We start from the raw sequence: 26,221 nt of genomic DNA on the forward strand, positions 1-26,221 counted from the left end.
AGGGAACAGGTACTTAAGAAAAGCTATGTACCTGCCTGCATTGACAGCGGTAAAATGGGATGATACTTTTAGGGCCTTATATGCCCGGATCGTTGCAAAACAGGGAATTAAAATGAAAGGATTAGTAGCAGTACAACGAAAGCTGCTTGAAACTATATATGTGATCTTTAAACGAAAAGAAAACTATGATAAAAACTATGAAGAAAATAAGCAAAAAAATAGAGCGCAGATACAAATAGTATAAGGCTCTATACAGGATAGCTCAAGGCTTCCTAAGAATACAAAAATAGAAAAAATTATTATTTTTCTTGTAAATCAACACAGAATCTTCGGAGAGGGGTTGGGGAGAGGACTATATACTATGCCGGGGGTGAGGTCTTGGCCTCATGGTAAGCTCCCAGCCCTGATAGAGCCGGTATCCTCGCAGCGCAGCGTAGAGATAAAGGCGATAGCAGGAACACGGATGGCTAAAATGCGCATGCCTTTCGCTCCTGAAAATTCGATATTTGGGCACAGTTGTTGCTAATTATGCAGCGGTCAGGTTAACAGGTTTAAAGCAACTTAACCGACTGTTAACTGCTACTGAACACTGACCACTTATTACTATCTTTGTATAAAAGCTAACAGAATGAAATTTAATGTTGTATCGGATTATAAGCCCACGGGCGATCAACCCGGGGCTATTAAGCAATTAACGGCCGGCATACAGGCCGGAGAACCGTTCCAGACCCTGTTGGGCGTTACGGGCTCTGGTAAAACCTTTACCATGGCCAACGTTATAGAGCAGGTGCAAAAGCCCACGCTGGTACTGGCGCACAACAAAACGCTGGCGGCGCAGCTGTATAGCGAGTTTAAGCAGTTTTTTCCTAACAATGCGGTAGAGTATTTTGTGTCATACTACGACTACTACCAGCCCGAAGCCTACATACCCGTTAGCGGAACGTACATAGAAAAAGACCTTTCGATTAACGAGGAGCTGGAAAAAATGCGACTGAGCACTACCTCATCGCTGCTGTCCGGCCGTCGCGATATTATTGTAATAGCATCGGTATCGTGCCTGTACGGTATTGGTAACCCGGTGGAGTTCCAAAAAAACGTAGTGTCTATACACAAAGACCAGGTTATAAGCCGCACCAAGCTGCTGCACAGGTTGGTGCAAAGCCTTTATGCCCGTACCGAAGCCGATTTTACACCCGGCACCTTTCGTATTAAAGGCGACACGGTAGAGGTTTTTCCGAGTTATGGCGATGAGCCGTTCCGCATTCACTTTTTTGGCGATGAGATAGAAGACATTGAGGCCTTTGATAAAGCAACATCTAAGGTTATAGAAAAATACGACCGGTTAAATATTTACCCGGCCAACATGTTTGTTACAAGTCCCGATGTGCTTCAGGGTGCTATATGGGATATTCAGCAGGACCTTGTAAAACAGGTAGATTACTTTAAAGAAATTGGCAAGCACCTGGAGGCCAAACGCCTCGAAGAGCGTACCAATTTCGATTTAGAGATGATTCGCGAACTGGGCTACTGCTCGGGTATCGAAAACTATTCGAGGTACTTAGACCGCAGGCTGCCGGGCACACGCCCGTTCTGTCTGCTGGATTATTTCCCTAAAGATTTCCTGATGGTGATAGACGAAAGCCACGTTACCGTTAGCCAGGTGCATGCCATGTATGGCGGCGACCGCTCGCGTAAAGAAAACCTTGTTGAATACGGCTTTAGGCTGCCGGCGGCAATGGACAACCGCCCGCTTAAGTTTGAAGAGTTCGAGGCCATGCAAAACCAGGTGGTGTATGTTAGCGCCACCCCGGCCGATTACGAGCTGCAAAAAAGCGGCGGTGTGTATGTAGAGCAAATTATTCGCCCTACCGGCCTGTTAGACCCTATTATCGAAGTGCGCCCAAGCCTTAACCAGATAGACGACCTTATTGAAGAAATTCAGCAGCGTGTAGAGCTGGACGAGCGTACGCTGGTTACCACCCTTACCAAACGTATGGCCGAAGAGCTGGCCAAATACCTTACAAAAGTATCTATAAGGTGCCGCTACATTCACAGCGAAGTAGATACGCTGGAGCGTGTAGAGATTATGCAGGATTTGCGTAAGGGTATTTTTGATGTGCTTATTGGCGTTAACCTGCTTAGGGAGGGCCTTGATTTACCCGAGGTATCGTTAGTGGCTATTTTAGATGCCGATAAAGAGGGCTTTTTGCGTAGCAACCGCTCGCTTACCCAAACCGTGGGGCGTGCCGCACGTAACGTTAACGGCAAGGCCATTATGTATGCCGATAAAATTACCGACAGCATGCAGCGCACTATAGATGAGACCAACTATAAGCGCGAAAAGCAACATAATTACAATATAGAGCATGGCAAGGTGCCAATTGCGCTTAACAAGAAGATAGAGAAAAATACCCTGGGCAAAAGCAACGCCTACAAGCTGGAGCATGCTCCAAAAGTGGCCGCCGAACCTGATACTACTTACATGGTTAAGGGCGATATCGAAAAAATTATCCGCGATAAGCGCAAGAGCATGGAAAAGGCCGCCAAAGAGCTCGACTTTTTACAGGCTGCCAAGTTAAGGGATGAGATTAAAGCGTTACAGGAGAAGGTGTAATTATGAATATAAAACAGGAATATTTTAAATTTTTAGACGATAATTTTGATGGATTAACCATCAAGCCGCCGTTGTTTTATAGATGGCAAAATGGGCTTAGGTTTAATTTACAGAGTAAGACTGCTGATTCTGATAGTTATTTTGAGGAATCTGATAGTTATTTTGAGGAAGTAGTTAAAAGGGCTTCGCTTTTATTTGAAAGCTTTTTTGATGCCGACGACTCCGTTTACATGGTAGTGATAGAGCATAAATTTAAAAGGCAAAAGATCAGGCGATTTAATTACATATTTAATCAGATCCAAAATTTAAAAAGACAGGATATTGACTATTATCGCATTAAAAACTTTTTTGACGAGGAATCTCTAAACTATCCGTTTGACCAACATAATGTTGCTATAGTACAAACCATCGCTAAAAATATTGGCTACCAAAATATACTCAAAGCAATATCATATCGCGATTTCCCTCGAATAATAGAGACTTTAGGCAGTAAAAGTATTTATTTTATTAATGTAGATAAAAAACTTATCTTTAGTATGTATGATGATAGAGGCCTTGATGTAATAGCATCTAATAAAGAGACATTAAGAGCCAACTACATTAAGCACAACAGCCTTATTCTTGATTATAACAGGCAAAAAATTGATAGTTTATTCAATCAACCAAAGAATTGATTTAGATATTAACCTTTATAGAGAGCATCACAATGTACTACACCAACAAATACACATCCTACGGCTTTTCGAGCCCTATGGGGCCAAAGTTACGGGCGTATACAGAAGACCAATTGTATGCCGACCTGCTTATCTATTACCCTGAGTGCAATGCTGTAAAATTCGACTGGTCTAAAAGTGTTGTTGAGGGCGATACAGCCGATTACCTTGATGGCAGCCTCGAAAATTATTCATATATAATAATTGATGACAATGACGGAAACTTTATTGCCGAAGGCTGGATGGAGTTTGTTTTTAACGGCGATGTTCTTATTATCTATTGGGATTTGCTGGAATTCTCTAAAGATTTATTAGCTTTAGGTAAGTGTGTTAATAAGTCAGAATTTGGAATGCCACCCCATATTTCTAAACTTGCAGCAGCCTAATCTTAATAAATGTAAAATTTACACATGGCTAATGTAAGGATAGCAAAAAAATAATTGCAAATTTTTGCGTGTTTATAATTTCGGCTCTATAAATGATGATGAAAAGCCTAAAAGATGTACTTTTACAGGCTATGAAATTGAAAAAATAACTTAAGCGCTTCAGGCAGAAGGTTTAACTATTATGAATAATACGAAGATTGACCCGTGGAATTTCGACTCGGCCTACCCATCGCCGGATAATACACATACTGTAACCTACAGCGACCTGGAAGAAATGGCTATTGGTGCACCCCTAAACGGCCAGTGCTTTTTACATTTCCCTAACGGGCGCAGCATTAAATTAGGCGGCTGGTGCGGTGGCCCCCCGGTTTGGGAGCCCGATGGCAAACGCTTTGCCCTGCCCCTCTGGAAACGCAAAATATTTGTAGGCACCGTACAGCAACTGGCTATTATAGATGTAACTTCTTTAGAAATGAAGATCTACAATAAAATTTTCAGCGTGCTCGATGTACAGTCGTTTATAAAAAACATTATAAAAGGCTGCAACACTCCTCTAAACAAATGCGAGCCTGTGCTTTTTGATATCGAAAAAGAAAAAGTAGGTAAAATTGTAGATTTAAAGTAGCGGTTTATCCCCCTACTCCGGCAAATAAATCTCGAATGTAGCGCCATGCGGTATAGAGCCATTGGCTTTAATGTAGCCGTTGTGGTTGCTTATAATCTTTTTTACAATGGTAAGCCCAATGCCGGTACCCATTTGTTTATCGGCGGTATCCAAACGTTGAAAAAGCTCAAATATCTTTTCGGCATACCGATTGTCAAAACCAATACCGTTGTCGGTTACTTTAATACAGGTATACAGCTGTGCCGGGTTTAGTGCAGCAATGCCAAACTCTTTACCGGTTTGGTGCGCAGTGCCCACGGTTATAACCGGTGCTACACCCTCTTTAGAAAATTTAAGCGCGTTACTAAACAGGTTGTACAGCAGTTGCCTGAACTGAAAGTGTATTACGCTAACATCTACATCGCAATTGCATTCAACTACCGCGCCTTTGGCCTCCATTTCTTCGTGCAGGTCGGCGGCCACCTCATCAATAAGCTGCTTTAAGGCTACGGTTTCAAAAACCCTTTCGGTAGATGTTGTACGCGAATACGTAAGCAAATCTTTAATCAGCGCGCTCATTCGCGATGTCGACTTCTGTATCTTGTTAAAATACTCCTTGCCCTGCCCAGATAGGTTGCCGAACTCCTTTTCCAGTATCAGCGAGCAAAATATCTGTATTTTGCGCAGCGGTTCCTGCAAATCGTGACTGGAAATATAACTAAACGATCGTAGCTCTTCGTTTATACGCTCCAGTTCTATGTTTTGGGCCTCTACCTCCTGCATCCTTTCAGATATGTGGTTTTCCAGTTTTACCTCTAATTCCTGCGTGGCATGCGCCAGTTTTTGGTTGGCTTTTCTAAGGTTCAAAAGGTTTATGGTCTGCCTTGAAAGTATGTGCAGCGCATTAAGCTGCTGCTCTGTAAGTTCGCGCGGTTTGGTGTCTATAATACAAACGGTACCCAGCCCAAAACCGTCGTTGCTCACCAGCGGTACACCCGCATAAAAAACAATATTGGGGTTTCCGGTAACCAGCGGGTTATCCTTAAAGCGCTCGTCTATACGCGAATCGGTTACAATAAAAGGTTCTTGTGTGTTTATAATGGCATGCGAGCAAAACGAATGCTCTCGCGCCGTCTGGCTGGCCGATAACCCGCGCGCCGACTTAAACCATTGCCTGTCGTCATCCACAAAACTTATCAGGGCAATGGGCGCCTCGCAAATTATAGAGGCCATGTGGGTAATATCGTCGTAGTCTTTTTCCGAAAATGTATCCAGTATTCCAAAACTTTGCAAGTTACCCAAACGCGCATCCTCATCAACTGTAACTTCAATAGTTTTTATCATGGTACACACCGTATTTCTTAGGGTTTAAATATAGGTATTCTATTTAAATATTAAATACGGCATTTAGTTAATTGCGTGTTAACCGCAGTTAGCGTTTAACAGAAGAATAATAAGGCAATAATGCTTAATTTTACACTATAATACTGCATATAGCGTTAACGTTTATACTTAAATTATAGTAATGAAATTTTATATTGCCCTTTTGCTTCTTTTCTCTGCCACTACAGCCTTCGCCCAGAGTACAACAAAAGATAAAGATGCCAAAAACAAAGAGCTGTGGGAAAGCCTTAACAAGCCCGAAAACTACATTATAGACCAGGAAGACATTTATACGCCCGACCAGGAACGTTTTCTGGACGAAATTATAACCGACTACAGAAAACGCAATGGCGTAGAGATTGTAATAATTGCTGTGGCTACCGCCGAGAAATTCGATGCCCTTACCCTGCATGATGCACACAAATGGGCCAACACTACCGCCGAAGATAACGGCATTTTACTGGCCATAGGCAAAGGCCTGCACCGCATGCGCATACAAAATGGCAACAAGGTAAAGGAACAGATTTCGGATGCCGAAACCCGCCTTATTATTGATGCGTTCTGTATTCCTAAATTTAAAAACAACGACTATTATCAAGGCACGGTAGATGGTATTATAGAGATTGTTAAAAAGCTGAAGTAGGTGGAAAAACGAGCTAAGGATAATTACATGGTAAACCACTATAAAACAGTTGCTTTTATTTATTGTTTATTGATAACATGTATAGTTTTATTCTTCTTTATGCTTAGCCTTACAATGAAAGAGAATCTTCATTTCCAGGCAATACACTATATATTAATAGTGTATATGTGCGCCAATCATATAGTATTACGTACATTTCCAAAAATTATAAGTAAAAGCCCGCTAATTGTTAGTGCTATGGCTATTTTTACCTGTATTTTACTATTTCCAAGCCTAATAGTAGCATTATGGGGTGTTTATAATATTGTTTTTTTAGGTATGGATGGCGGCTTTATAGGAATACTCATACTTGTAATTATAACCTTTTGCAGTGGCTGGCTTTTAGTACGGCTGGGAAATTTTATATTTAAAAAATCTCAAAATTATATTGGTAATGAGAAAGAAGAAATTAATTAAATACGGTACGCTATTTCTCATTGGTACGTTGCTGCTTTACAATATACTTCCTATGGGCGATTATGGCAGGGGCATGGGTTCTGGCTTGGCACTTGTATTATTTGGTAGCATCCTTATCCTGGCATTTATAATTGTGGCACTACGCTTTGGCATTGCACTTTATAGAGGCCAAAAAGACTACGATTTTATACCCTTACTAATTATTGCCTGCTATTTACTGATAGCCTGGATAGCATTAGCAGCAGATGGCCATAAATTCTGGACAAATAAAGTTTTGGGGGCCAATATAGAAAATCAGCATACAAGCGGAGGATCTTTAACGCTGTATAAAAACAACAGTTTTGCAGCCACCAGGTTATACGCTGATTTTTCGGAAACATTTCAGGGTAACTATACCATTGTAAATGATACTTTATACCTTGAAAGAGATAATCTTTCTAAGATAACGGACAGCTTGTTTACAACTCAATATTTCATCAGTAAAAAAGATAGCACCTTGTTTGCCAAAGGGACAGGTTTCGATAATTTAAAGATTGCCCCTTAATTATTTTGTAAGCACCGGCACTATCCTGTTTTGTATAATGTAATCGTTGTCTTTCCAGTTACCATTATAGTCTTTCCAAGTGGTAACCATTACAACCTTGCCCTCGCTGTCTAAAACAATATATTTAGAAAAATCGTCTATATTTTCAAACTGCGGCGGGGTAATTTCGGTCACAAATTTCTTGTTGCGCTTATTGGTTTTTACGCCATACACGTCATCTTTTAAAACCGCAATTTTAATAGTAGGGTCTAACTTATAAAGGTAGTCTACTGCACCCGTAATATATTTGGTATTGCTTTGCGCATCTACAAGCAATACATAAAACTCCATATTATAATCTTTAGCCAGTTTAATGGCTGTAGGCAGGTGCACACGGCACGGCTCGCACCAAACACCAAAAGTATAGAACAGGGTATTTTTCTTGCCCGACTCCTTCGCAACCTTGCTAATAATGGCAGCGTCTACCGGTTTAATACTAACGTTAACATTGGGTTTTGCGGTAGTATCGGCCACAGCCTGGGCAAAAGTAAATTGCGTGCATAAAAAGGCGCAAAGTAGTAATAGGTGTTTCATAAGGCAGTATTGGTTAGGTTTTCAAATATAATAATAAGTCGGCATTGTTAACCAAAGCCCATAAAAAAACTGCCTTATTTGCTAAGGCAGTTTTAATAATGTATTTTTTACGAAAGCTAATTAAACTTAGCAGTAACCATTTCGATAAACTTCTCATCGCTCATTTTGTTCGATGTACTTTCGTCCGCCACCGCATTTTTATACTGCGGCGTTTCCGAAAGGTATTTTATAAACTGCTCCTGCGCATCGCCCGTACCTGTTATATGTATAACATCTACATTTTGCATAAAAGCTGTAATTTCTTTAAAAAATTTATGCTGAAGCGTAATTTCATGATTGTTGGCGGCATTCTCGCTGCTGTTACCGTCGGCACCCGCATTAGTGGCATGGCCCAGTACAATAAATTCACCTTCGGTAATATCTTCTCTTCCTACTATGGTGGCGTTATGCGAATCCATCCATACACCAAACTGTTTTTTTCCTGACATTCTGTTTTGTTATTTTCTTAAAGGTACTGCCATATTTAAGTATAAATCCTGCAATTGGGTTAAGATTATGATTAAGAGCGTTAGCACCCTAAAATTAGCTCAGGTTAAAAATAACCCAAACCCCTACCCTGTTTGCAGCTAAAGTACTATTTTCAGGGTATGAAAACAGCAGTACCGCAAAACACCACTTTAGGCACCGTAACAGAGTTTACCCTTACCGCCCCGCAACTGGGCCGCGATAAAAATATATGGGTATACCTGCCTTATAATTATGAGGACAGCCCCCAGCGCTACCCCGTTATTTATATGCACGACGGCCAGCATGTTTTTGACCATACCGAATCGGCCAAACGCGAATGGCATGTAGAGGATAAGCTAAACGACCTGCACTCGCAGGCTATAATTATAGGTATAGAGCATGGCGGAACCAATCGACGCATAGACGAAATGACGCCCTATAAGAACGAAAAATACGGTGGCGGCCACGCCGATGATTACCTTGATTTTATTGTAACCACCCTTAAGCCTTACGTAGACGAACACTACAAAACGTTACCCGATAAAGAGAGTACCACTATTTTTGGGAGTTCGGTGGGCGGACTGATATCGTTTTATGCACTGATGAAGTTTCCTGATGTATTTGGCAACGCAGGGGTGTTTTCGCCCTCTTTTTGGTTTAGCCACGAAATTTTCGACCTGATGGAAACCATAGACCATATAGATGGGCGCATTTACTTTATGGCCGGCGACCGCGAAAGCATGGGCATGGTTCCGGATATTGAGCACATGGAAGAGCTTATCTATCAAAAAGTAAAGGACAAGAGCCGCATACACAAAAAGATAGTGCACAACGGCAAGCATAACGAAAACCTTTGGAGCAAAGAATTTGCCGATGCCTACAGTTGGCTTATGGATTAATTAAATTTGTATATTTGATACTTAAACACATTGGATATGACAACGGCAAAACTGAAAGAGAATCTGATAAACAGCATAAGAAACACTGACAAAGAATTTATTTTAGAAGAAATAAAGCTACTGCTTGATTTTGAATTAGACACTGAAGTCTATGCTTTTAATGCAGAACAAAAGGAAGCAATTAAGGAAGCGGAAGAAGATATTATTAATGGAAGGGTAATATCTGATGAAGAAGCTAATCAACGATTCAATAAATGGTTGGAAGAGTAATTTGGACTGAAAAGGCTATTAACGATCGTGATGATATTCTTGAATACTGGTTTGAGCGTACAGGATCAAAAACATATAGTACAAAACTATATACACTTTTTAAAAGTAACTTAAGGCTAATTTTAAAACAGCCTGAAATAGGTAAACCTACTGAGGCAGCAGATATAAGGATAAAAATAATTAGAGACTATTTTATTTTTTATAAAATAAGCGACAATAATATTACTGTTCTAACCCTTTGGGATAGCCGAAGAAATCCAAATAAATTAAAACTAAAGTAGTACTAATTTTGCTGCGCCCTAAACAACGCCAGTAAAATTTCAGGGTCAATCAGGCCGGTTTCAGAGCGTTGCATTTCGTTAAGCACACTTTTCATGGCATACGGGCTAAGCCCCATGTTAATTCCCATTTCGCGTATGGCCTTTTGCTCGTTGGCGTGCAATACCCCATCTGCCTGCATAAGCAGCGCAAGCCTGTAAAACTGTAGTATGCGCTCGTGTTCTGATTTTATAACTATTTTAGGGGCCGGTTTTTTAAAAAGGCCTTCAAAAACGGGAGTTTCTATACGCAGCTGCATGGCAACAATATTTAAAAAGCGGTATTCGCGTTCGTGCACCTCGCCATCAATTTTTGCAAAAGCAATCATTTCAGACAATAAACTCAGCTTTTCTTCGTATGTATTCATATCAGCTATTTTGTTTGCTAAAATATCTTTTTTGGCCTAAAAAAACAAACCATTTTATGAAACCTTACTTGTTTTTATTTTTTGCCCTGTTTGCGCTGCACACTACGCATGCCCAGCAAAAAACAACATCGCCTAATGTAAGTACCTACAGCATTTATGCGCACGAGCTTAACGGCCCTAAAAAAATATGGGTCTACCTGCCCTATAACTACAGTAAAACCTCTAAAAGCTACCCTGTTGTGTACATGCACGACGGCCAGAACCTGTTTGATAATTCAACCTCTTTTGCCGGCGAATGGCGTGTAGACGAAACTCTGGACAGCCTTAAAGCCGAAGTAATTATAATAGGCATAGAACATGGGGGTGATAACCGCACCAAAGAGCTTACCCCTTACAAAAACGAGAAACTGGGTGGCGGCGGTGCCGATACTTACCTCGATTTTATTATGAATACCCTTAAACCCGATATAGACAGCCGGTACCGCACAAAAAAAGGCCGCGAAAACACGGCGCTCTTTGGCAGTTCGCTTGGCGGATTGGTGTCGTATTACGGGCTGCTCAATTATCCTGATACCTTTGGCAAGGCAGGGGTGTTTTCGCCCTCTTTTTGGTTTACTAAAGATATTTTTGAACTGACGGATTACCTTGATGCCCTCGACGCTAAGATCTATTTTATGGCCGGCGATAAAGAAAGCAACGACATGGTACCCGACCTGAACCGTATGTACCAGCTGGTTCGCAAAATTGACCGCAAGCCCAACTGCCTCAAAAAAAAGATCGTGCCTGGCGGCAAACACAACGAAGCCCTTTGGAGCAAAGAGTTTGCCGCAGCAATTGTCTGGCTCATGGCAGAGGAGAAATAGTTTTGAGTTACGGGATGCGGGTTTGGGGTTTGGAGTTTGGGGTTTAGTGCAAGTGGGTATTCCCCTCCTTTGGAGGGGTGCCCGCAGGGCGGGGTGGTTTCCTGTAAACAATAAACCACCCCGGCTTTCAGCCACCCCTCCAAAAGAGGGGAATAGCTACATACTATGCACATATTCCACTCAAAAAGACTACCTTTGCAAAAACATACTTTATGAATAACAACGACGTATTTAAAAAATTACGTGTAGCATTGCAGCTTCGCGACGACCAAATTGTAGCCATCTTAGAACTGGTAGATTTCAGGATCTCTAAGGCAGAGCTTGGTGCGTTTTTTCGTGCCGAAGACCACCCTAACTTCATGGAGTGCGGCGACCAGGTGTTGCGTAACTTTTTAAACGGTCTTGTAATTCATTTGCGTGGCACTAAAGAAAATCCTACCAATGCCATGGATGTTATCGAAAAAAACAGGGCTGCCATAAAAAGCCAGTCGGCTCCTACAGATAGGCCAGCTCCCTCTAAAGGTGCCCCAGCTCCAAGACCAAAGGCTAAAAAGCCTGCTGCTAAAGGCCCTTCTCAAAACAAAAAATTCGACAAAGCCAAAAAACCGGCCCCCATTGTAGAGCAGGTTAAGTACAATAACGGCAAGAATAAAAAAGGATAATTATCTAAAGCATCTTACCTGAAAAAGTTTGATACTATAGAATACCTTTCAGTTGGCACCCCTAAACAGCGCGAAGCTTTTAGGGTGCTCTCCCATCATAAAATTATAGAGCTACTGGCGCAATACCGGCCTGTATTGGCAGGCACATTTCCGCTGGATATTGCTGTGCCCGGCAGCGACCTCGATGTTTTATGCTACTGGCAGGAAGCAGGGCATTTTAAGCAACATGTAACCAACAGCTTTTCAGGTTTCGAAAATTTTACCTTACGGGAAGTTACCATCAACAACCAACACACCATTATTACCAACTTTTTTGCCGATGGTTTAGAGGTCGAAGTGTTTGGGCAAAACATTCCCGTTAAGCAGCAAATGGCCTACCGCCACATGATTATTGAATATAAAATCTTATCTAAAAAAGGCGACAATTTCAGGCAGCAGGTAATAGCACTTAAGCAATCGGGACTAAAAACCGAGCCTGCTTTTGCTCAATTATTGGGCATTGAGGGCAATCCTTACACAGCACTTTTAGAATTTAATGTTTAATTTTTTAAGGTTTTTATTTGGCAATATTTTATAACTATAGTTACGATACCCCTAAAACAGCCCTAATAAAATGTTAACTAACATTTATTAAACCTCTTGTGCAATAAGGGTTTTGTAACTTTATAGAAATAGTGCTGCAACATGGTTTTAAACCTGTAGCGCAAAATTTCTATACATGAAAATTATTACCATTTCTTACAGGTTGCCCCTGTCTATCAAAAAGCAAAACCGCAAGACTACAATTACACAAAGCGCCGGAGGGCTGGCCACAGCAATACTTTCGTATTCAGAAAAAAGCAATGCCAACCTTACGTGGGTGGGTGTAGCCGATTTCGAAAAAAATACATGGGAAAATCATAAGGATAGTTTCAGCAAAAATTTTGAAATTGAGCCTGTGTTCCTCGACAAAAAACTGAACAAGAATTTTTATAATGTATTCAGCAATTCCGTTTTATGGGCACTGTTCCATTACTTTCCATCGTATATGGAATATAATGATGAAGCTTTTGAAGCCTACAAAACCGCCAACGAAATTGTTGCGCAAAAAGTAAACGAAATTTACGAACCCGGCGATATTGTATGGATACACGATTACCATTTTCTTGGCCTTGCCAATCTTGTTCGCCAACAGCACCCCGATGCTAAAATTGGCTTCTTTTTACACATACCCTTCCCTAACTTCGAAATTTTCAGGATAATGCCCAACAAAGTTAAGCGCTACCTGTTAGAGGGCATGCTGGGTGCTAACCTTGTGGGTTTCCACACCTGGGATAACGCCATACACTTTACCGAATGTGTAGAGAAAATATTAGGCCTTAACCAACGCGGCTTTGTATTTAGCCAGGACAGCCATCGTACCAAAGTGGGCTCCTTCCCTATCAGTATCGACTTTGATAAATTTCACGATGCTTACGATAAACCTAACGTTATAGCCCTTCGCGAGGAGATTGGCGAACTGTATCACGATAAAAAGATCATCTTTTCGGTAGACCGGCTGGATTACAGCAAAGGCATCAACAACCGCCTCTACGCTTTTGAGAGCTTTTTAGAGAAGTATCCGGAGTGGAAGGAAAAAGTGGTGTTTGTAATAGTTATCGTTCCGTCGCGCGAAGAAATTGGCAAGTACGGCGAACGCAAACGCATGATAGAAAACAACATTAGCCGCATTAACGGCGCGCTTGGCAACTATAAATGGACACCTGTGGTGTACCAGTACCAGTCAGTCGATTTTGATAAGCTAATTGCACTATATAGCAGCGCCCATGTGGCGTTAATCTCCCCTGTACGCGATGGTATGAACCTTGTTGCTAAAGAATATGTGGCCGCCCGTAAAGACCTGTGTGGTGTGCTGCTATTAAGCGTACTGGCCGGTGCTGCCAAAGAGCTTCAGGAAGCTATTACCATTAATCCGTTCGATACCGAACTTATTGCTGATAAGATAAACCTGGCATTAAATATGCCGGAAGAAGAGCAACAGCGCCGCATGGAGCGCATGCAGGGCTATCTTAAAACCCACGATGTGTTTAGGTGGGCCAGTAACTTTTTAAGCGAAACCGAAGAAATGCACAGTCACGATAATAAAGCGCAGCAGTTAAAAGGCGACTTTAAAACTGAGATGTTCCAGAAATTTGAGCAGGCTAACAGCCGACTTTTACTATTGGATTTTGACGGTACACTGGTTAAACTCGCCGCAAGGCCGGAACTCGCCGTACCCGATGCTAAACTGATTACGCTGCTTACCAACCTGGCTGCCGACCCTAAAAATGAGGTCTGGATTATCAGCGGGCGCGATAAGAACTTCTTGCAAAAATGGCTGGGGCACCTGCCTATTGGCCTGGTAGCCGAACATGGCGGTTACATTAAACGCGATGATACCTGGGAGCCTATTATACAGGGCGGCACCGAATGGAAAGACCGCGTTATTAGCGTTATGCAGGAATATGTAGACACCAATGCCGAGAGTTTTATTGAGGTTAAAGAGTTTGGCGTGGCATGGCATTACCGCAATGTAGACGAAAAGCAGGGTTTCCTTACATCGCGCGAGATGCTTACACTACTTAAAAACCACCTGTACAACTCGCCCACCCAAATTATAGACGGCAATAAGGTTATAGAGGTTAAACACTTTATGGCACACAAAGGCACTACCTGCCGCAACAGCATTTTGTGCAATCCGCATGATTTTGTACTGGCTTTTGGCGATGATAAAACCGATGAAGATTTGTTTGAACAACTTACCGGCGATGCCGAATTCTCCGTTAAGGTAGGTCCGGGTAACACCGCTGCTAAATACAGGGTTAAAAGTGTAGATAAGGTACTGGAATTTTTAACCCAACTGGAGGGAAGTTCTGTAGTGAAGTAATAAGTTATTTCGCAAAGATTCACAAAGAAGACACAAAGATTCGCAAAGTGAGGCAAGTCTGAGTGAAGCTCAAGGCGGCCTCACTCGGTGTAAACCAAAATGTGAGATCGCTTCGTGCCTCGCGATGACGAGCCCGGAGTTGTAGCAACTTTACTTCTATGCGGCTATCTGTAGCATGATTTTCCTTAAAATCCCTATCTTAGCTATTCCAATCAAACATCCATTTTATAATGAAAAACCTTCTTGTACTTTTTGTGCTGCTTACCGGCACACTAACTTTTGCCCAAAAAACCGACTACGATACAAAAACCAACATTAGGTATTATGATGATGCCCAGTATAAAAATGATGCTTACGCCGCAGAGCGTTGCATCCTGGATATTTACTACCCTAAAAATGTAAAGAATTTTGCTACCATTGTATGGTTTCATGGCGGTGGGTTAACACAGGGCAGTAAAGAAATTCCGCAGGCATTAAAAGATAAAGGCTACTGCATTATAGGTGTGGGCTATCGCCTTAACCCCAATGTAATGGCGGTTAAGTGTATAGAAGATGCCGCTGCTGCCATAGCATGGGCATTTAACAATGTTGCAAAATATGGTGGCGACCCATCGCAAATATTCCTTTCAGGGCATTCTGCCGGAGGTTATCTGGATTTAATGGTGGGCTTGGATAAAAAATGGCTTGCTAAGTATAATATAGACGCTAATAAGGTGGCGGGGCTGATACCATTTAGTCCGCAATGCGTAACACATTTTACGGTAAGGCTGGAACAGGGCATCCCCGAGAAACAGCCTACCATAGACCAATTTGCACCGCTATTTTGGGTACGTGGCGATGCTCCGCCCCTACTGCTTATTACCGGCGACCGCGAGCTTGAAATGTTGGGGAGGTTTGACGAAAACGCCTACATGGCCCGCATGATGAAAATTAACGGCCACAAAGATACCCGCCATTTCGAACTGGATGGCTACGGGCACAACATGGCCGACCCTGCCTATCCACTATTGCTAAAAGAAGTGAAAAGAGTATTAGATTTGAGAAAATAATAGATAATGGACAATTGGCAATGAGCAATTTGCAATTGGCACAGACAAACGGCAATGAGCAATTTGCAATGGGCGACAGGCAATAAGCAATAACAATAGAATAGACAATTGGCAATTTGCAATAAGTTAGTGTATCTGAATAAACGAAAAAATATAGTTTAAAACGAAAAAAGACGCATTAATACGCGTCTTTTTCTGTTTTGCAAATTGCCTGTGCCAATTGAGTTGTCTATTGCTCATCGCCAGTTGCCTATTGCAAATTGTCTATTGTCTATTGCCTATTGCCCATCGCCTATTGCCTATTGCTGATTGCTCATTGCTTTTATCTCGGTAAACCTTCTCTGGTAAACCTAAGGTAGCCATCGGTATAATACGAATTATCGGGTTCTGCATTAACCAAAAGACCTGCGCCTTTAATAATCAGGTCGGTATCGGTAAGCCTTACAATTTCGTACGACTCTAAGTAATCAGATCCTGTAAAGATAATTTCGCCGTTAGGATATTCCGCATACGAGTTATCAATATACCACGGCAATCCGTTGTAATTGTCGTTAGGCAATAATCCCGGTGGGCATTTAGGGTTGCTCTCCGGCCCTATATAGGTAATGGAAGAAGACATATCGGCACTAAACTGCACGGTGCTGTATTTATAGCAGCCATTCCATTGCGAAAGCAAATCGGTAGACGCATTGCCATCGTTATCAATATCCTGTGGGGTATCGCTGTACCACGCATCAAGCTTCCAGGTGCCCACAAGCATTTGCTCCTGTGTAAAGCCATTATTATCGGGGTCAGAACATCCCGCAAGGGCAGCAATTATAAGGGCGGAAAAAAAGTACTTTATTTTCATAACAGCAGGTTGTATTGTTTTTGGTTAGGTGCATAAAGTTAGCAATGGTTGCGCAACTGCCTGTAAAATATATGTTAAACTACTAAAAGATAGTTTTGGTATAAAAAAATCCTGAGCTTTCGCCCAGGATTTTCTGTATATAGAATAGTCTATGTAATAATTATGCTAAAGCAGCTTTAACCTGGTCTGCAGCTTCCTGAAACTGGGTTGCAGAAAGTATTGGCATGCCAGAGTTATCGATAATTTCTTTAGCAAGCTCTGCGTTAGTACCTTGTAAACGTACAATAATAGGCACTTTAATAGTATCGCCCATATTTTTGTAAGCATCTACAACACCTTGAGCAACACGGTCGCAACGAACAATACCACCAAAAATGTTGATAAGGATAGCTTTAACGTTAGGATCTTTTAAGATAATACGGAAAGCAGTTTCTACACGCTTAGCATCGGCAGTACCACCCACATCCAGGAAGTTAGCCGGCTCAAAGCCTGCATATTTAATAAGGTCCATAGTTGCCATAGCAAGGCCAGCGCCGTTAACCATACAACCCACAGTACCATCAAGATCTACGTAGTTAAGGCCAACTTCTTTAGCTTCAACTTCAATAGGGTTCTCTTCAAGAACATCACGCATTTCTGCATATTTTTTCTGGCGGTATAATGCATTGTCGTCAAGAACAACTTTAGCATCTACAGCAAGAATTTTATTATCAGATGTTTTAAGCACCGGGTTAATTTCAAACATCGATGCATCGCTGTCTACATACGCTTTGTAAAGAGCAGCAATAAAAATAGTCATTTCTTTAAACGCATTGCCGCTAAGGCCAAGGTTAAAAGCAATTCTACGCGCCTGGAAGCCCTGTAGGCCTACAGCCGGGTCTATTTCTTCGGTAAAAATACGCTCTGGCGTGTGCTCTGCAACTTCTTCAATATCCATACCACCTTCGGTAGAATACATAATCATGTTACGGCCTTTGCCCCTGTTTAAAAGAACAGATATATAAAACTCAGAAGTTTCACTTTCTCCGGGATAGTAAACATCTTCGGCAACAAGTATTTTGTGTACCCTTTTACCGGTTGGAGGCGTTTGCGGGGTAATAAGGTCCATACCTATAATTTGTCCTGCAATCTCTTCCACCTGTTGTAGGTTTTTAGCAAGCTTTACGCCACCACCTTTACCGCGGCCACCCGCATGTACCTGTGCTTTAATAACATGCCAGCCTGTACCTGTTTGGGCAGTAAGCTCTTTAGCAGCAGCAACTGCCTCAGCCGGGCTGTTAGCTACAATACCACGCTGCACGCGCACGCCGTGGCTTGCCAGTATTTCTTTTCCCTGATATTCGTGTAAATTCATATTAAATGCGTTTATCTTATTTAAAGTGGAACAAAAATAGCAAATTACATTTCAATAGCCGAAAGGTTTTTAGTTTTTTTCCTGCTAAAAAAGTATAGCTGCGCATTACTAAAAAAATTACAGTAATTTTAGGCAACCATTACAGGCAAATAGCATCTTACTTAAAAAACCAAACCATGAAAAAAGCATTCTTACTTTTACTGTTACCGGCCCTGTTTATTACCGGCTGCAGCGACGATGAACCCATAAATACCATAGGTCTTGAAAACCAGTGGAACCTTATAGAAATTTATACACCTTTTGTTGCCAACAGCCAGACTTTTGAAAAAGGCAGTATTGTTTGGACGTTTAACGAAATTGACCGTGAGATCGATGTGGTTAATAATTCGGGCAATAATGATGCGGGTTTATCTACCGGTACTTACGGCTATACCATTGGTGCAGAAACCAATGCCTGCAACGAGGCCCTTTTTATTGAAGAAAGCGATTATGGCTGCCTTACCATTAGCGGCGATACCCTTATAGCTACCAAAGAATATGTAGATGGCCCTCGATACACTTTTGTGCGTTAACATTAGTTAACAACACTTTACGATAAGGTTATAGTTATTGGTACAACTTTTGTTTACCTTTAAGGTATGATGAAAGTAATTTTATATATGGTGCTTCCGCTACTGCTTATTACAGGCTGTACAGACGATACCAATGAGCCAACCGATAATCCTGTTGCCAGCACTGGCATAGATGGGGCATGGCAGCTTATTAAAATTACAAGCTCTATAGGCAAACCCGAATCTTCTTTTGAAAAAGGTACTATCATCTGGCAGTTTGCACAAGGCAATCAGCAGGTTGTGGTTTCTAACAATGCCGCAACTAAAGACTATTCGGGCATGCAATCCGGCAGGTACAGCTATAGTATTCTTGCCAACGCACAAACCCATTGCGACAAAGTTTTAACCATTAAAAACAATAATGGTATTGGGGGCTGCGCTACTGTAAGCAATGATACCCTTACTGTAGCCAATGCATACGCCGGACACTACAACTTTATTTTTGTGCGTTAACATTATTTTAACGCAACCCTTTTGATTTTTGCGCATCTACTACAAAAATCAAGCATGAAAAAAGCACTATTTTTACTTGTACTCGCAGGCACCGCTTTTGCTACAGGATGCAGTAAAGATGATGACAGCCCCAAAGTATACGACTACCAAAATTATGATGGCATGTGGGTACTGGCGCATGTTAGCGGTAGCATTGCAGGCATAGACCACGACTATGATGGTTCTATTATATGGAATTTTGATACTGAACACCACATTCTTAGCGTTGTTAATAATGATGCAGATGAAACAGTTGAAGATTTCTTGGAGAGTGGCACCTACACATATAGTTTTGATGCCAATACCGTTACCCCGGAAACCTGTGCCGAAACATTTAATGCCGGTAACCTGGATTTTGGCTGCTTTGTTAACAATGGCAACACCATTGTGTTAACGCAAAATGAGTCCGATGGCTACGTTCTTACCTTTAACAGAATAATGACCTTAGATTAACACTATATATTTTTTAGACTTGGGGCCTGCCCCGGGGTTAAAAGGCTTTTCACCTTGCTTTTATACTCAATACTAACTTTAGGCACTATAGTAGTGCCCTCACCTAAATCAAAAAAAGTATGAAAGAGATTCTGATTTTAATTTTAGCTATTCCGGTAATATTTTTTTACCGTAATGATGACGACAACAAAGATTACTCTGGCGCATGGTACGAAAACTGGTGGTAGAACAATCTAAACAACGCAAAAGAGTTATAAATATAATAGTTACTTTTTAGTATTGTTATATTTATAACATTTTGTTATTTTTTGTTAATGATGTGTTATTTGCTTGTTTGCGTGCTGTTTGATACCTAATTTTGTAGCTTATTAAGGATATAATTATGGAAGCGAAACAACTGGTACAACTGGCAGAACAATTTGGTAGCCCGTTATACGTGTACGATGCTGCAAAAATTCAGTCGCAGTACAACAAACTCGAAAAGGCATTCTCCAGAGTAGAACATTTAAGAATTAACTACGCCGTAAAGGCACTAAGCAATATATCTGTACTTAAGCTTTTAAAGCAAATGGGGTCGGGTTTAGATACCGTATCCATACAAGAAGTACAGTTAGGTTTACTGGCAGGCTTCTCTCCCGAAAAGATCATCTATACCCCTAACGGCGTATCGATGGAAGAGATAGAAGAAGTTGCCTTACTGGGTGTACAAATAAATATAGACAACCTGTCTATTTTGGAGCAGTTTGGTGCCAAACACCCCACTACCCCGGTTTGTATACGTATAAATCCGCACGTAATGGCGGGTGGTAACAGCAATATATCTGTTGGGCATATAGACAGTAAATTTGGTATTTCTATACACCAAATGCCGCACTTATTGCGCATAGTTCAAAACACGGGCATGCACATTAACGGTATCCACATGCATACAGGATCTGATATTTTAGATATCGAAGTATTTTTGTACGCAGCCGAGATATTATTTGAAACCGCAGCGCAGTTTAAAGAGCTGGAGTTTCTTGATTTTGGCAGTGGCTTTAAAGTGCCGTATAAAAAAGACGATATTCAGACCGATGTGGAAGAGCTGGGTAAAAAACTGGGCAAACGCTTTAATGCATTCTGTGCAGAATATGGCCGCGACCTTACCCTTACTTTCGAGCCGGGTAAATTTTTGGTTAGCGAGGCCGGTTTCTTTTTGGCTAAGGTAAATGTGGTTAAGCAAACAACGTCTACCGTATTTGCGGGTATCGACAGTGGTTTTAACCATCTTATACGCCCAATGCTTTACGGCAGCCACCATCATATAGAAAACGTTAGTAATCCTAAGGGTAAAGAGCGTTTTTACAGCGTGGTGGGCTACATTTGCGAGACCGATACTTTTGCTAATAACCGCCGTATCCCGGAAATTAAAGAGGGCGATTTGTTGTGCTTTCGCAATGCAGGGGCATATTGCTTTAGCATGAGCAGCAACTATAACAGCCGCGTGCGCCCTGCCGAAGTGCTTTGGTACGAAGGTAAAGGCCACCTTATTAGAGAACGCGAAACTTTTGAAGATATAATACGTAACCAGGTTGTAATGGAGTTTGAAACTCCTGCTACACCGGTAGCCGTTACCGTTTAGGTTATATATATTTGTTACGTTACTTTGTTTAAAACCGCACCCACAAGTGCGGTTTTTTAGTTTAAGCAAAAATTTACTTCGACTAAATTATAATACATTTCTTATCTTTAGAGCAAATTTTCCATCACATCCATAAATTTGCATTCAAAATGAGAAACAAAACAAAACTTTTGCTATTAGTAGCAATCACGGGGCTATTTGTGTCCTGTAAAAGTACTTCAACGGGCAGTGCAGCTACTGCTGTGGTAAAAACCAGGGGTACACAAATTATTGAGCCTAATGGCAACGCCATTACCCTTAAGGGTACAAACCTGGGCAACTGGCTGGTGCCCGAAGGCTACATGTTTAAAACCGGCAAGGTTAGCTCTCCTACAAAAATAGACGAGCTGCTGCACGAAATGATTGGCCCCGACAGCCTTGCCACTTTTTGGGACCGTTACCTTAACAGCTATGTTACGCACGACGATATTAAGTATTTAAAGCGTATTGGGTCTAACCACTTAAGGCTGCCATTTCATTACAAAATGTTTACTAACGATTTGTATATGGGCAAGCGCAACTCCGGCTTTGAGTATTTTGACAGGGTTATTGAATGGTGCCGCCAGGAAAATGTTTATGTATTGCTGGATATGCATTGTGCCCCCGGAGGCCAGACCGGCGATAATATAGACGATAGCATGGGCTACCCATGGCTGTACTTTAGCAAATCGAGCCAGGACCAGTTGAGCGACATTTGGATGAAAATTGCAGAGCGCTACAAGAATGACCCGATTGTTATAGGATACGACGTTGTTAACGAGCCTTTCGCGCATTATTTTACATCAGATATAAAAGATTACAACCACCGCCTTTTTATGGTTTACGAGCGCGTTGTGGCCGATATTAGAAAAGTCGATAAAAAACACGCCATATTTCTTAACGGATCTGTCTGGGCAGGCGATTTTGGTGTTTTTGAAAGGGTGCTGGACGATAACGTGGTATACGAATTCCACAAGTACTGGTTTGATATTAACCAAGAGGCCATCCAAAAATATGTCGATTTTAGAGACAAGCACAATGTGCCCATTTATATTGGCGAAACCGGCGAGAATACCGATGAGTGGATTAAGGAGTTTACTATCCTGCTCGACAAAAACCAAATTAACTGGGCATATTGGCCGTATAAAAAAATGGACAACCTGCGCGGTATCATGAACTTCAAGCAACCGGAAGATTACTCACTAATCACTAAATATGCCGATAGCGACCGTAGCTCTTTCGAGAATGTACGTAAAAATATGCCGGACAGGGTTAAGGTTCAAAAAGCACTTAACCAGTTTTTAAAAAATAGTTTATACAAGAACTGCTTCCAGAATAAAGGATATATTGAAGGATTAGGACTGAAAGTTGAGTAAATTTTTCTTTTGTCATATTAATAGAGAAGCCGCAAAATGTGCGGCTTCTCTATTTTCAAAATAAACCTTTAGGTTTAAATACTCTTTGTTTCCTTTCTTCAAAAACGCTTTTAATTGTAGTTCCTAAAACTGGCTTAGCAATGTTGTTTTTAATCTTGTAAAATGGTTTTGGAAAAGCAATATTGATATACTCCTGATTGTAATCACTAATATCTTCATCAAATAAATTTGTATTTATTGGAAATGATTTGATTTTAAGTGCACTATCATGAGAGCTCACATTTCTAAATATAAATATTGCTGTCCAGTCCCCTTGTGAATTTACAAATACAGGATCAAACTGATATTTTTGATGATAATATCCGGATTTACCTTCTTAATTGTAGGCAGATATGTAAATAATTACATTGTCAAACTCTGCAAATTCCGGAGTTCCATAATGATCATAAACAGCAAAAGAAATTGTATCCTGTTTTAGATTATTAAATACTGGCTGAATAACTTTATATTTTGCGATGAAAGCCCTATCCATAGAATAAGAAGTCTTAACACTTGTAACTGTATCACCGGTATTTTTATCAATTTCAATTATTGTTTTTTTGTTATCCAAATTGGGATCAAACTCTTCAATTGAAATTTTCTGCCCAATAAAAGCAAACAAATTTACTTTGGTATCTTCTTCGTAAAAATTTGTCTTTTGGGAGTAACCCTGGAGAGCAAAAAGTAATAATAGTATGATAAACTTCATATCTGCGTATTTGATGTTAAATATAATATCAATAAAATTATAAAAAACAAAAACGCCCCACAATTGTGGGGCGTTTTGCTTTACAATCATATGTATATTAGTTCTTAACGATCTTTTGGGTAGAAGTACCTTTGTCTGATGCTATAGTCATCATGTAAACACCATTAGCAAGGTCGGCTATATTAACCTGTGCATTGGTAACACCACTGTAATTAGCAGTTTTAACAACACGGCCGTTAATATCGGTAACCTCTACGTTGTTTATAAGGGCATTTTCGTTGTTAGAAATGGTAACAACATCTTTAGCCGGATTTGGATATACTGATAACGAAGACAATAGCGATGTTTTTACCCCAAGTAATGAAGTGCTGTAAGCAACATTATCTACAAAATAAGAAGAATCCCAATCATCTATCGTGTAAACCAAAAGGTTGGTAGTGGTTCCGTTAGCCGCATTTATAGATGTTGCATACTCGCCGTTAATGTAATAGCCAATTGTACCTGCCTCGTTAAACTGGGTAGTAATAGTATAGGTTTCCTCTCCTTCAAAAGTACCCACTTCTATCGATTCAGAATTTTCTATGTCGTAAACATAAATAGTACCATCATAATTAAAATACACAATAGATACAATAGTATAAGTAGATTCATCCGCATCATAATAGTATGAGTACAGGTACATGTTAGAGCCGTTAGAGCTAACTAAATCGGTACTTACATCCTGAGTTATAGTGTACGAATCAGCCGTAATAACCGACGAAAGTAAAGGGCTTACCACGCCGTACTCAGTTCCGTCGCTAAAATAACTTTGAGATGTTTGAAGCTTAAGCGACTGGCTGCCCGCCGATGCCCATTCTGTAGATACAAGGGTGTTTTCTTCGGGGGTGTCGCCATAAAGGCTCCAGTAGTTTTGCCCACTAATGGTACCCGTTGTAAAAGCCTCAGCAGTTTCAAAAGAAAACAGGGTTTGCGCATGCAATGTAAAAAATGCACCTAAAAGCAGTGCACCTAAAAATAGTTGTTTTTTCATGGTAAAAATTTAAATATTTTCAAAAATACCATGAATGATTAGAACCAAAAAGCTTAAAAAAGTGCATTAACCGACACAAAAACTGTACTTACCGCTACTTTTATACAAAGCCTACTAAACCTCTGCTTAAAGAGCTAAATCTTACAAATAGGCAGGCATTATATATAACAAAAACGTCCCGCAAATTTGCGGGACGCTCTCTATAATCTAAAATCTGTTATGTTTAAATCGAACAGAATTATTTTACTTCTTCAAAACTAACAATACATATATATCAAATACTTATTAACTCGTAAGAGAAAAAAGTGTCAAGTTATCGACAATTGTCCTCTCTAAATATCTTTAAATAATCGCGAAACTCGTTAAAACCCTGACTATTCAGTCTTCTTGTAATACGATTTAGATTGCCGCCAAAATCGGTGATCAGGATATTTTTAATCTCATCACGCATCGTATCCATTTCTTGTCCGTGGAATGTCGCACTATCCAACTCAAAAAAGTAAAGGGGTACAAAATTTTGCTTTTCTACTATGACAAAATCTACATTCGCTTTTAGGTAGTAATTGAAATAATTGGGATATTTATCAAGTACAAATCTTGAATTAAATAAGGTGGTCAATGATACGTTAGGTAGTACTAAATACTCTGGAAAAACTTCTAAGCTGGCAAGATAGAATTGCTTTTCCTGCTCAGAATTAAAGATTGATTTCTTAATTAAATCTTTGTCCTGAGAATATAGCTCAACAAGATCCAAATCTTTCCTCTTTTCAGCATTACGCGCTCCGAGTTCGGCTTCGCGGGTTATTGTTTCATTATAATCTGAAATAATTTTCTTTGAAAGCTCAAAATCAGGCAGTTCTTTAGCGTACTTATATTCACCTGTCTTGATAATCAAATGCTGCAAGATCTTATCGAACTCTTCTGCCTGCAAGACATATTTATAATCCGGTGATTTATGAGCGTGAAATAGAAAAGTAGGATATTTTAGATCACCAGGGAAACTCGTTAATAGCTCATCAATAAAGTACGTTCCGAAAACCGATTTGAATACCGGATCGGACGTGAGATTATTAAAAATTCTGTCATTTTTTAATAGACTGAACAGTTGATCGAAATCACGATCTTTAAGCAGTTGAAGAAGTTTGTCAGTCATATTTATCATCATGGAATTTTCATAACAATCTTTTTACTTTCAAAGAAAGTAAAAAGTGCTTACTACTCTCAAGTGTATCATTTTTCATCGTGAAAAGTACGAAAATAAACTTAGGTTTGGAATAAGTAAAAACACCTGTTTTTCCATACCTCAGTTATCTAAACTGCCATGATAAGCCCGTTTGGAGATAAAGTTTTATCAAAAAAAGGATTCACAAAATCTTTTTTAAAATTCATTATAGCTTTATGAAAGTGTAAGCAATGGCTTTTATCAATTTTCTCAATATAATTGTCATGTTTGAAAGTTACTTCCATTCCAGTCTCAATGTTATTTAAATCATAATCTGTTTCTCTCAACATTGGTTTTTTATGCAGAATTCTATTTCGCAAAACAATTAACTCATCCAATTTTTTAATTGTAAAACAATTGGTATCTATGCAAAATTTAGAATTTGAAACTATGTTAGGAATTGTATGTAGCTTATTACTGAACCCCATATTAATTAAACTCTCCGAATACTTTTTATAACTATTTGGTCCGAACTTGTCTATGTAAAAAGCAAAAATGATCTGGTTTAATGAAGCTTCCAGTGTACTTGCACACAACGTAACATAAGCGAAATATAAAAAGCTTGCCTGTATATCGTTTACAATATGGTTATAAGTTATCTCTAAATTTTTATAATAAATTTCAGTATCATTCAGTAGAAAATAATTTTTGCCATCTTGTTGGTAAAGAGTGCCATTCATCCTCATTTCT

General features: G+C 40.3%; 30 protein-coding genes and 1 pseudogene. 21 read left to right on the plus strand and 10 right to left on the minus strand.

The genetic code is table 11. From position 1 onward, the window contains the following. The 5 genes and pseudogenes from G509_RS23545 to G509_RS0119920 all read left to right on the plus strand — a co-directional run. Nucleotides 1-244, plus strand: a pseudogene (locus G509_RS23545) (IS110 family RNA-guided transposase); the annotation flags it as partial. Between the two features lie 384 nt (nucleotides 245-628). After that, a complete protein-coding gene (gene uvrB / locus G509_RS0119905) occupies nucleotides 629-2,614 on the plus strand; it encodes an excinuclease ABC subunit UvrB (protein ID WP_026993146.1) in 1,986 nt (661 codons plus the stop codon). Between the two features lie 2 nt (nucleotides 2,615-2,616). Next, nucleotides 2,617-3,288, plus strand: coding sequence for a DUF3885 domain-containing protein (locus G509_RS23035; RefSeq protein ID WP_026993147.1), 672 nt, complete (start codon nucleotides 2,617-2,619; stop codon nucleotides 3,286-3,288). A 32-nt stretch (nucleotides 3,289-3,320) separates the two neighbouring features. Then, complete coding sequence (locus G509_RS0119915; RefSeq protein WP_026993148.1) at nucleotides 3,321-3,713, plus strand: hypothetical protein; 393 nt, start codon at nucleotides 3,321-3,323, stop codon at nucleotides 3,711-3,713. A gap of 181 nt (nucleotides 3,714-3,894) precedes the next feature. Beyond that, a complete protein-coding gene (locus G509_RS0119920; RefSeq protein ID WP_026993149.1) occupies nucleotides 3,895-4,338 on the plus strand; it encodes a hypothetical protein in 444 nt (147 codons plus the stop codon). 12 nt (nucleotides 4,339-4,350) lie between these two features. Here the strand turns inward: G509_RS0119920 and G509_RS0119925 are convergent, their stop codons facing one another. Beyond that, nucleotides 4,351-5,661 carry a GAF domain-containing sensor histidine kinase gene (locus G509_RS0119925; RefSeq protein WP_035739396.1) on the minus strand — a complete coding sequence of 437 codons (1,311 nt, stop codon included), beginning with the start codon at nucleotides 5,659-5,661 and terminating at the stop codon, nucleotides 4,351-4,353. 181 nt (nucleotides 5,662-5,842) lie between these two features. Between G509_RS0119925 and G509_RS0119930 the strand changes: the two genes are divergently transcribed. From G509_RS0119930 to G509_RS0119940, 3 genes are all read left to right on the plus strand, one after another. Further along, nucleotides 5,843-6,343 carry a TPM domain-containing protein gene (locus tag G509_RS0119930; RefSeq protein ID WP_026993151.1) on the plus strand — a complete coding sequence of 167 codons (501 nt, stop codon included), beginning with the start codon at nucleotides 5,843-5,845 and terminating at the stop codon, nucleotides 6,341-6,343. Nucleotides 6,344-6,580: 237 nt separating this feature from the next. Then, nucleotides 6,581-6,799: a hypothetical protein gene (locus G509_RS23505; RefSeq protein ID WP_131450770.1), complete on the plus strand. Its 219-nt coding sequence runs from the start codon at nucleotides 6,581-6,583 to the stop codon at nucleotides 6,797-6,799. After that, the gene (locus G509_RS0119940) at nucleotides 6,777-7,343 is read left to right on the plus strand and encodes a hypothetical protein (protein WP_026993153.1); all 567 of its coding nucleotides are present in this window, start codon (nucleotides 6,777-6,779) and stop codon (nucleotides 7,341-7,343) included. Before G509_RS23505 ends, G509_RS0119940 begins: the two co-directional genes overlap by 23 nt. Here the strand turns inward: G509_RS0119940 and G509_RS0119945 are convergent, their stop codons facing one another. Together G509_RS0119945 and G509_RS0119950 are read right to left on the minus strand one after the other, a co-directional pair. Next, nucleotides 7,344-7,916, minus strand: a complete 573-nt coding sequence (locus G509_RS0119945; protein ID WP_026993154.1) for a TlpA family protein disulfide reductase — start codon at nucleotides 7,914-7,916, stop codon at nucleotides 7,344-7,346. Between the two features lie 116 nt (nucleotides 7,917-8,032). After that, a complete protein-coding gene (locus G509_RS0119950) occupies nucleotides 8,033-8,404 on the minus strand; it encodes a hypothetical protein (protein WP_026993155.1) in 372 nt (123 codons plus the stop codon). 159 nt (nucleotides 8,405-8,563) lie between these two features. On the opposite strand from G509_RS0119950, the gene G509_RS0119955 reads away from it, so the two are divergent. Genes G509_RS0119955 through G509_RS0119965 form a run of 3 tightly spaced genes read left to right on the plus strand, consistent with a single transcriptional unit; the run spans nucleotide 8,564 to nucleotide 9,873 of the window. Then, a complete protein-coding gene (locus G509_RS0119955) occupies nucleotides 8,564-9,322 on the plus strand; it encodes an alpha/beta hydrolase (RefSeq protein ID WP_035739397.1) in 759 nt (252 codons plus the stop codon). A 36-nt stretch (nucleotides 9,323-9,358) separates the two neighbouring features. Then, the gene (locus G509_RS0119960) at nucleotides 9,359-9,592 is read left to right on the plus strand and encodes a hypothetical protein (RefSeq protein WP_026993157.1); all 234 of its coding nucleotides are present in this window, start codon (nucleotides 9,359-9,361) and stop codon (nucleotides 9,590-9,592) included. Continuing rightward, nucleotides 9,577-9,873 carry a type II toxin-antitoxin system RelE/ParE family toxin gene (locus G509_RS0119965; protein ID WP_026993158.1) on the plus strand — a complete coding sequence of 99 codons (297 nt, stop codon included), beginning with the start codon at nucleotides 9,577-9,579 and terminating at the stop codon, nucleotides 9,871-9,873. The genes G509_RS0119960 and G509_RS0119965 overlap by 16 nt, the downstream gene beginning before the upstream one ends. 2 nt (nucleotides 9,874-9,875) lie before the next feature. Here G509_RS0119965 and G509_RS0119970 read toward each other — a convergent pair whose 3' ends face one another. Beyond that, complete coding sequence (locus tag G509_RS0119970; protein ID WP_026993159.1) at nucleotides 9,876-10,277, minus strand: hypothetical protein; 402 nt, start codon at nucleotides 10,275-10,277, stop codon at nucleotides 9,876-9,878. A gap of 56 nt (nucleotides 10,278-10,333) precedes the next feature. Between G509_RS0119970 and G509_RS0119975 the strand changes: the two genes are divergently transcribed. From G509_RS0119975 to G509_RS0119995, 5 genes are all read left to right on the plus strand, one after another. Beyond that, a complete protein-coding gene (locus G509_RS0119975) occupies nucleotides 10,334-11,140 on the plus strand; it encodes an alpha/beta hydrolase (RefSeq protein ID WP_026993160.1) in 807 nt (268 codons plus the stop codon). Nucleotides 11,141-11,352: 212 nt separating this feature from the next. Next, nucleotides 11,353-11,802: a DUF1456 family protein gene (locus G509_RS0119980; protein ID WP_026993161.1), complete on the plus strand. Its 450-nt coding sequence runs from the start codon at nucleotides 11,353-11,355 to the stop codon at nucleotides 11,800-11,802. An 84-nt stretch (nucleotides 11,803-11,886) separates the two neighbouring features. Beyond that, nucleotides 11,887-12,345, plus strand: coding sequence for a DUF4269 domain-containing protein (locus tag G509_RS0119985; protein ID WP_262486794.1), 459 nt, complete (start codon nucleotides 11,887-11,889; stop codon nucleotides 12,343-12,345). Nucleotides 12,346-12,520: 175 nt separating this feature from the next. Then, on the plus strand, nucleotides 12,521-14,707 hold the full coding sequence (locus G509_RS0119990; RefSeq protein WP_026993163.1) for a bifunctional alpha,alpha-trehalose-phosphate synthase (UDP-forming)/trehalose-phosphatase: 2,187 nt from the start codon (nucleotides 12,521-12,523) through the stop codon (nucleotides 14,705-14,707). A 230-nt stretch (nucleotides 14,708-14,937) separates the two neighbouring features. Then, entirely contained in the window at nucleotides 14,938-15,756 is an 819-nt protein-coding gene (locus G509_RS0119995; protein WP_026993164.1) for an alpha/beta hydrolase, read from the plus strand. A 322-nt stretch (nucleotides 15,757-16,078) separates the two neighbouring features. Here the strand turns inward: G509_RS0119995 and G509_RS0120000 are convergent, their stop codons facing one another. Both G509_RS0120000 and sucC read right to left on the minus strand, forming a co-directional pair. Then, complete coding sequence (locus G509_RS0120000; RefSeq protein ID WP_026993165.1) at nucleotides 16,079-16,606, minus strand: lipocalin family protein; 528 nt, start codon at nucleotides 16,604-16,606, stop codon at nucleotides 16,079-16,081. Nucleotides 16,607-16,766: 160 nt separating this feature from the next. Beyond that, nucleotides 16,767-17,960 carry an ADP-forming succinate--CoA ligase subunit beta gene (sucC, locus tag G509_RS0120005; RefSeq protein ID WP_026993166.1) on the minus strand — a complete coding sequence of 398 codons (1,194 nt, stop codon included), beginning with the start codon at nucleotides 17,958-17,960 and terminating at the stop codon, nucleotides 16,767-16,769. 176 nt (nucleotides 17,961-18,136) lie between these two features. Between sucC and G509_RS0120010 the strand changes: the two genes are divergently transcribed. The 5 genes from G509_RS0120010 to G509_RS0120035 all read left to right on the plus strand — a co-directional run bounded on the left by G509_RS0120010 (nucleotide 18,137) and on the right by G509_RS0120035 (nucleotide 22,531). Further along, the gene (locus G509_RS0120010; protein ID WP_026993167.1) at nucleotides 18,137-18,532 is read left to right on the plus strand and encodes a hypothetical protein; all 396 of its coding nucleotides are present in this window, start codon (nucleotides 18,137-18,139) and stop codon (nucleotides 18,530-18,532) included. Nucleotides 18,533-18,598: 66 nt separating this feature from the next. Then, nucleotides 18,599-19,024 (plus strand): hypothetical protein, encoded by a 426-nt coding sequence (locus G509_RS0120015; RefSeq protein WP_131450769.1) that lies wholly within the window; start codon nucleotides 18,599-18,601, stop codon nucleotides 19,022-19,024. A gap of 54 nt (nucleotides 19,025-19,078) precedes the next feature. Beyond that, complete coding sequence (locus tag G509_RS0120020) at nucleotides 19,079-19,516, plus strand: hypothetical protein (RefSeq protein WP_026993169.1); 438 nt, start codon at nucleotides 19,079-19,081, stop codon at nucleotides 19,514-19,516. Between the two features lie 382 nt (nucleotides 19,517-19,898). Further along, complete coding sequence (gene lysA / locus G509_RS0120030; RefSeq protein WP_026993170.1) at nucleotides 19,899-21,137, plus strand: diaminopimelate decarboxylase; 1,239 nt, start codon at nucleotides 19,899-19,901, stop codon at nucleotides 21,135-21,137. Between the two features lie 149 nt (nucleotides 21,138-21,286). Continuing rightward, nucleotides 21,287-22,531, plus strand: coding sequence for a glycoside hydrolase family 5 protein (locus tag G509_RS0120035; protein ID WP_051200391.1), 1,245 nt, complete (start codon nucleotides 21,287-21,289; stop codon nucleotides 22,529-22,531). Between the two features lie 376 nt (nucleotides 22,532-22,907). Here the strand turns inward: G509_RS0120035 and G509_RS0120045 are convergent, their stop codons facing one another. From G509_RS0120045 to G509_RS0120060, 4 genes are all read right to left on the minus strand, one after another. After that, the gene (locus G509_RS0120045) at nucleotides 22,908-23,279 is read right to left on the minus strand and encodes a hypothetical protein (protein WP_131450768.1); all 372 of its coding nucleotides are present in this window, start codon (nucleotides 23,277-23,279) and stop codon (nucleotides 22,908-22,910) included. A 97-nt stretch (nucleotides 23,280-23,376) separates the two neighbouring features. Beyond that, nucleotides 23,377-24,309: a T9SS type A sorting domain-containing protein gene (locus G509_RS0120050; RefSeq protein WP_026993174.1), complete on the minus strand. Its 933-nt coding sequence runs from the start codon at nucleotides 24,307-24,309 to the stop codon at nucleotides 23,377-23,379. Between the two features lie 313 nt (nucleotides 24,310-24,622). Further along, nucleotides 24,623-25,462 carry a DUF2726 domain-containing protein gene (locus G509_RS0120055; RefSeq protein WP_161627189.1) on the minus strand — a complete coding sequence of 280 codons (840 nt, stop codon included), beginning with the start codon at nucleotides 25,460-25,462 and terminating at the stop codon, nucleotides 24,623-24,625. A 158-nt stretch (nucleotides 25,463-25,620) separates the two neighbouring features. Then, nucleotides 25,621-26,211 (minus strand): hypothetical protein, encoded by a 591-nt coding sequence (locus tag G509_RS0120060; RefSeq protein WP_035739399.1) that lies wholly within the window; start codon nucleotides 26,209-26,211, stop codon nucleotides 25,621-25,623. Nucleotides 26,212-26,221 lie beyond the last annotated feature (10 nt).

It is taken from the genome of Flavobacterium subsaxonicum WB 4.1-42 = DSM 21790 (assembly GCF_000422725.1).
Classification (GTDB): Bacteria; Bacteroidota; Bacteroidia; order Flavobacteriales; family Flavobacteriaceae; genus Flavobacterium; species Flavobacterium subsaxonicum.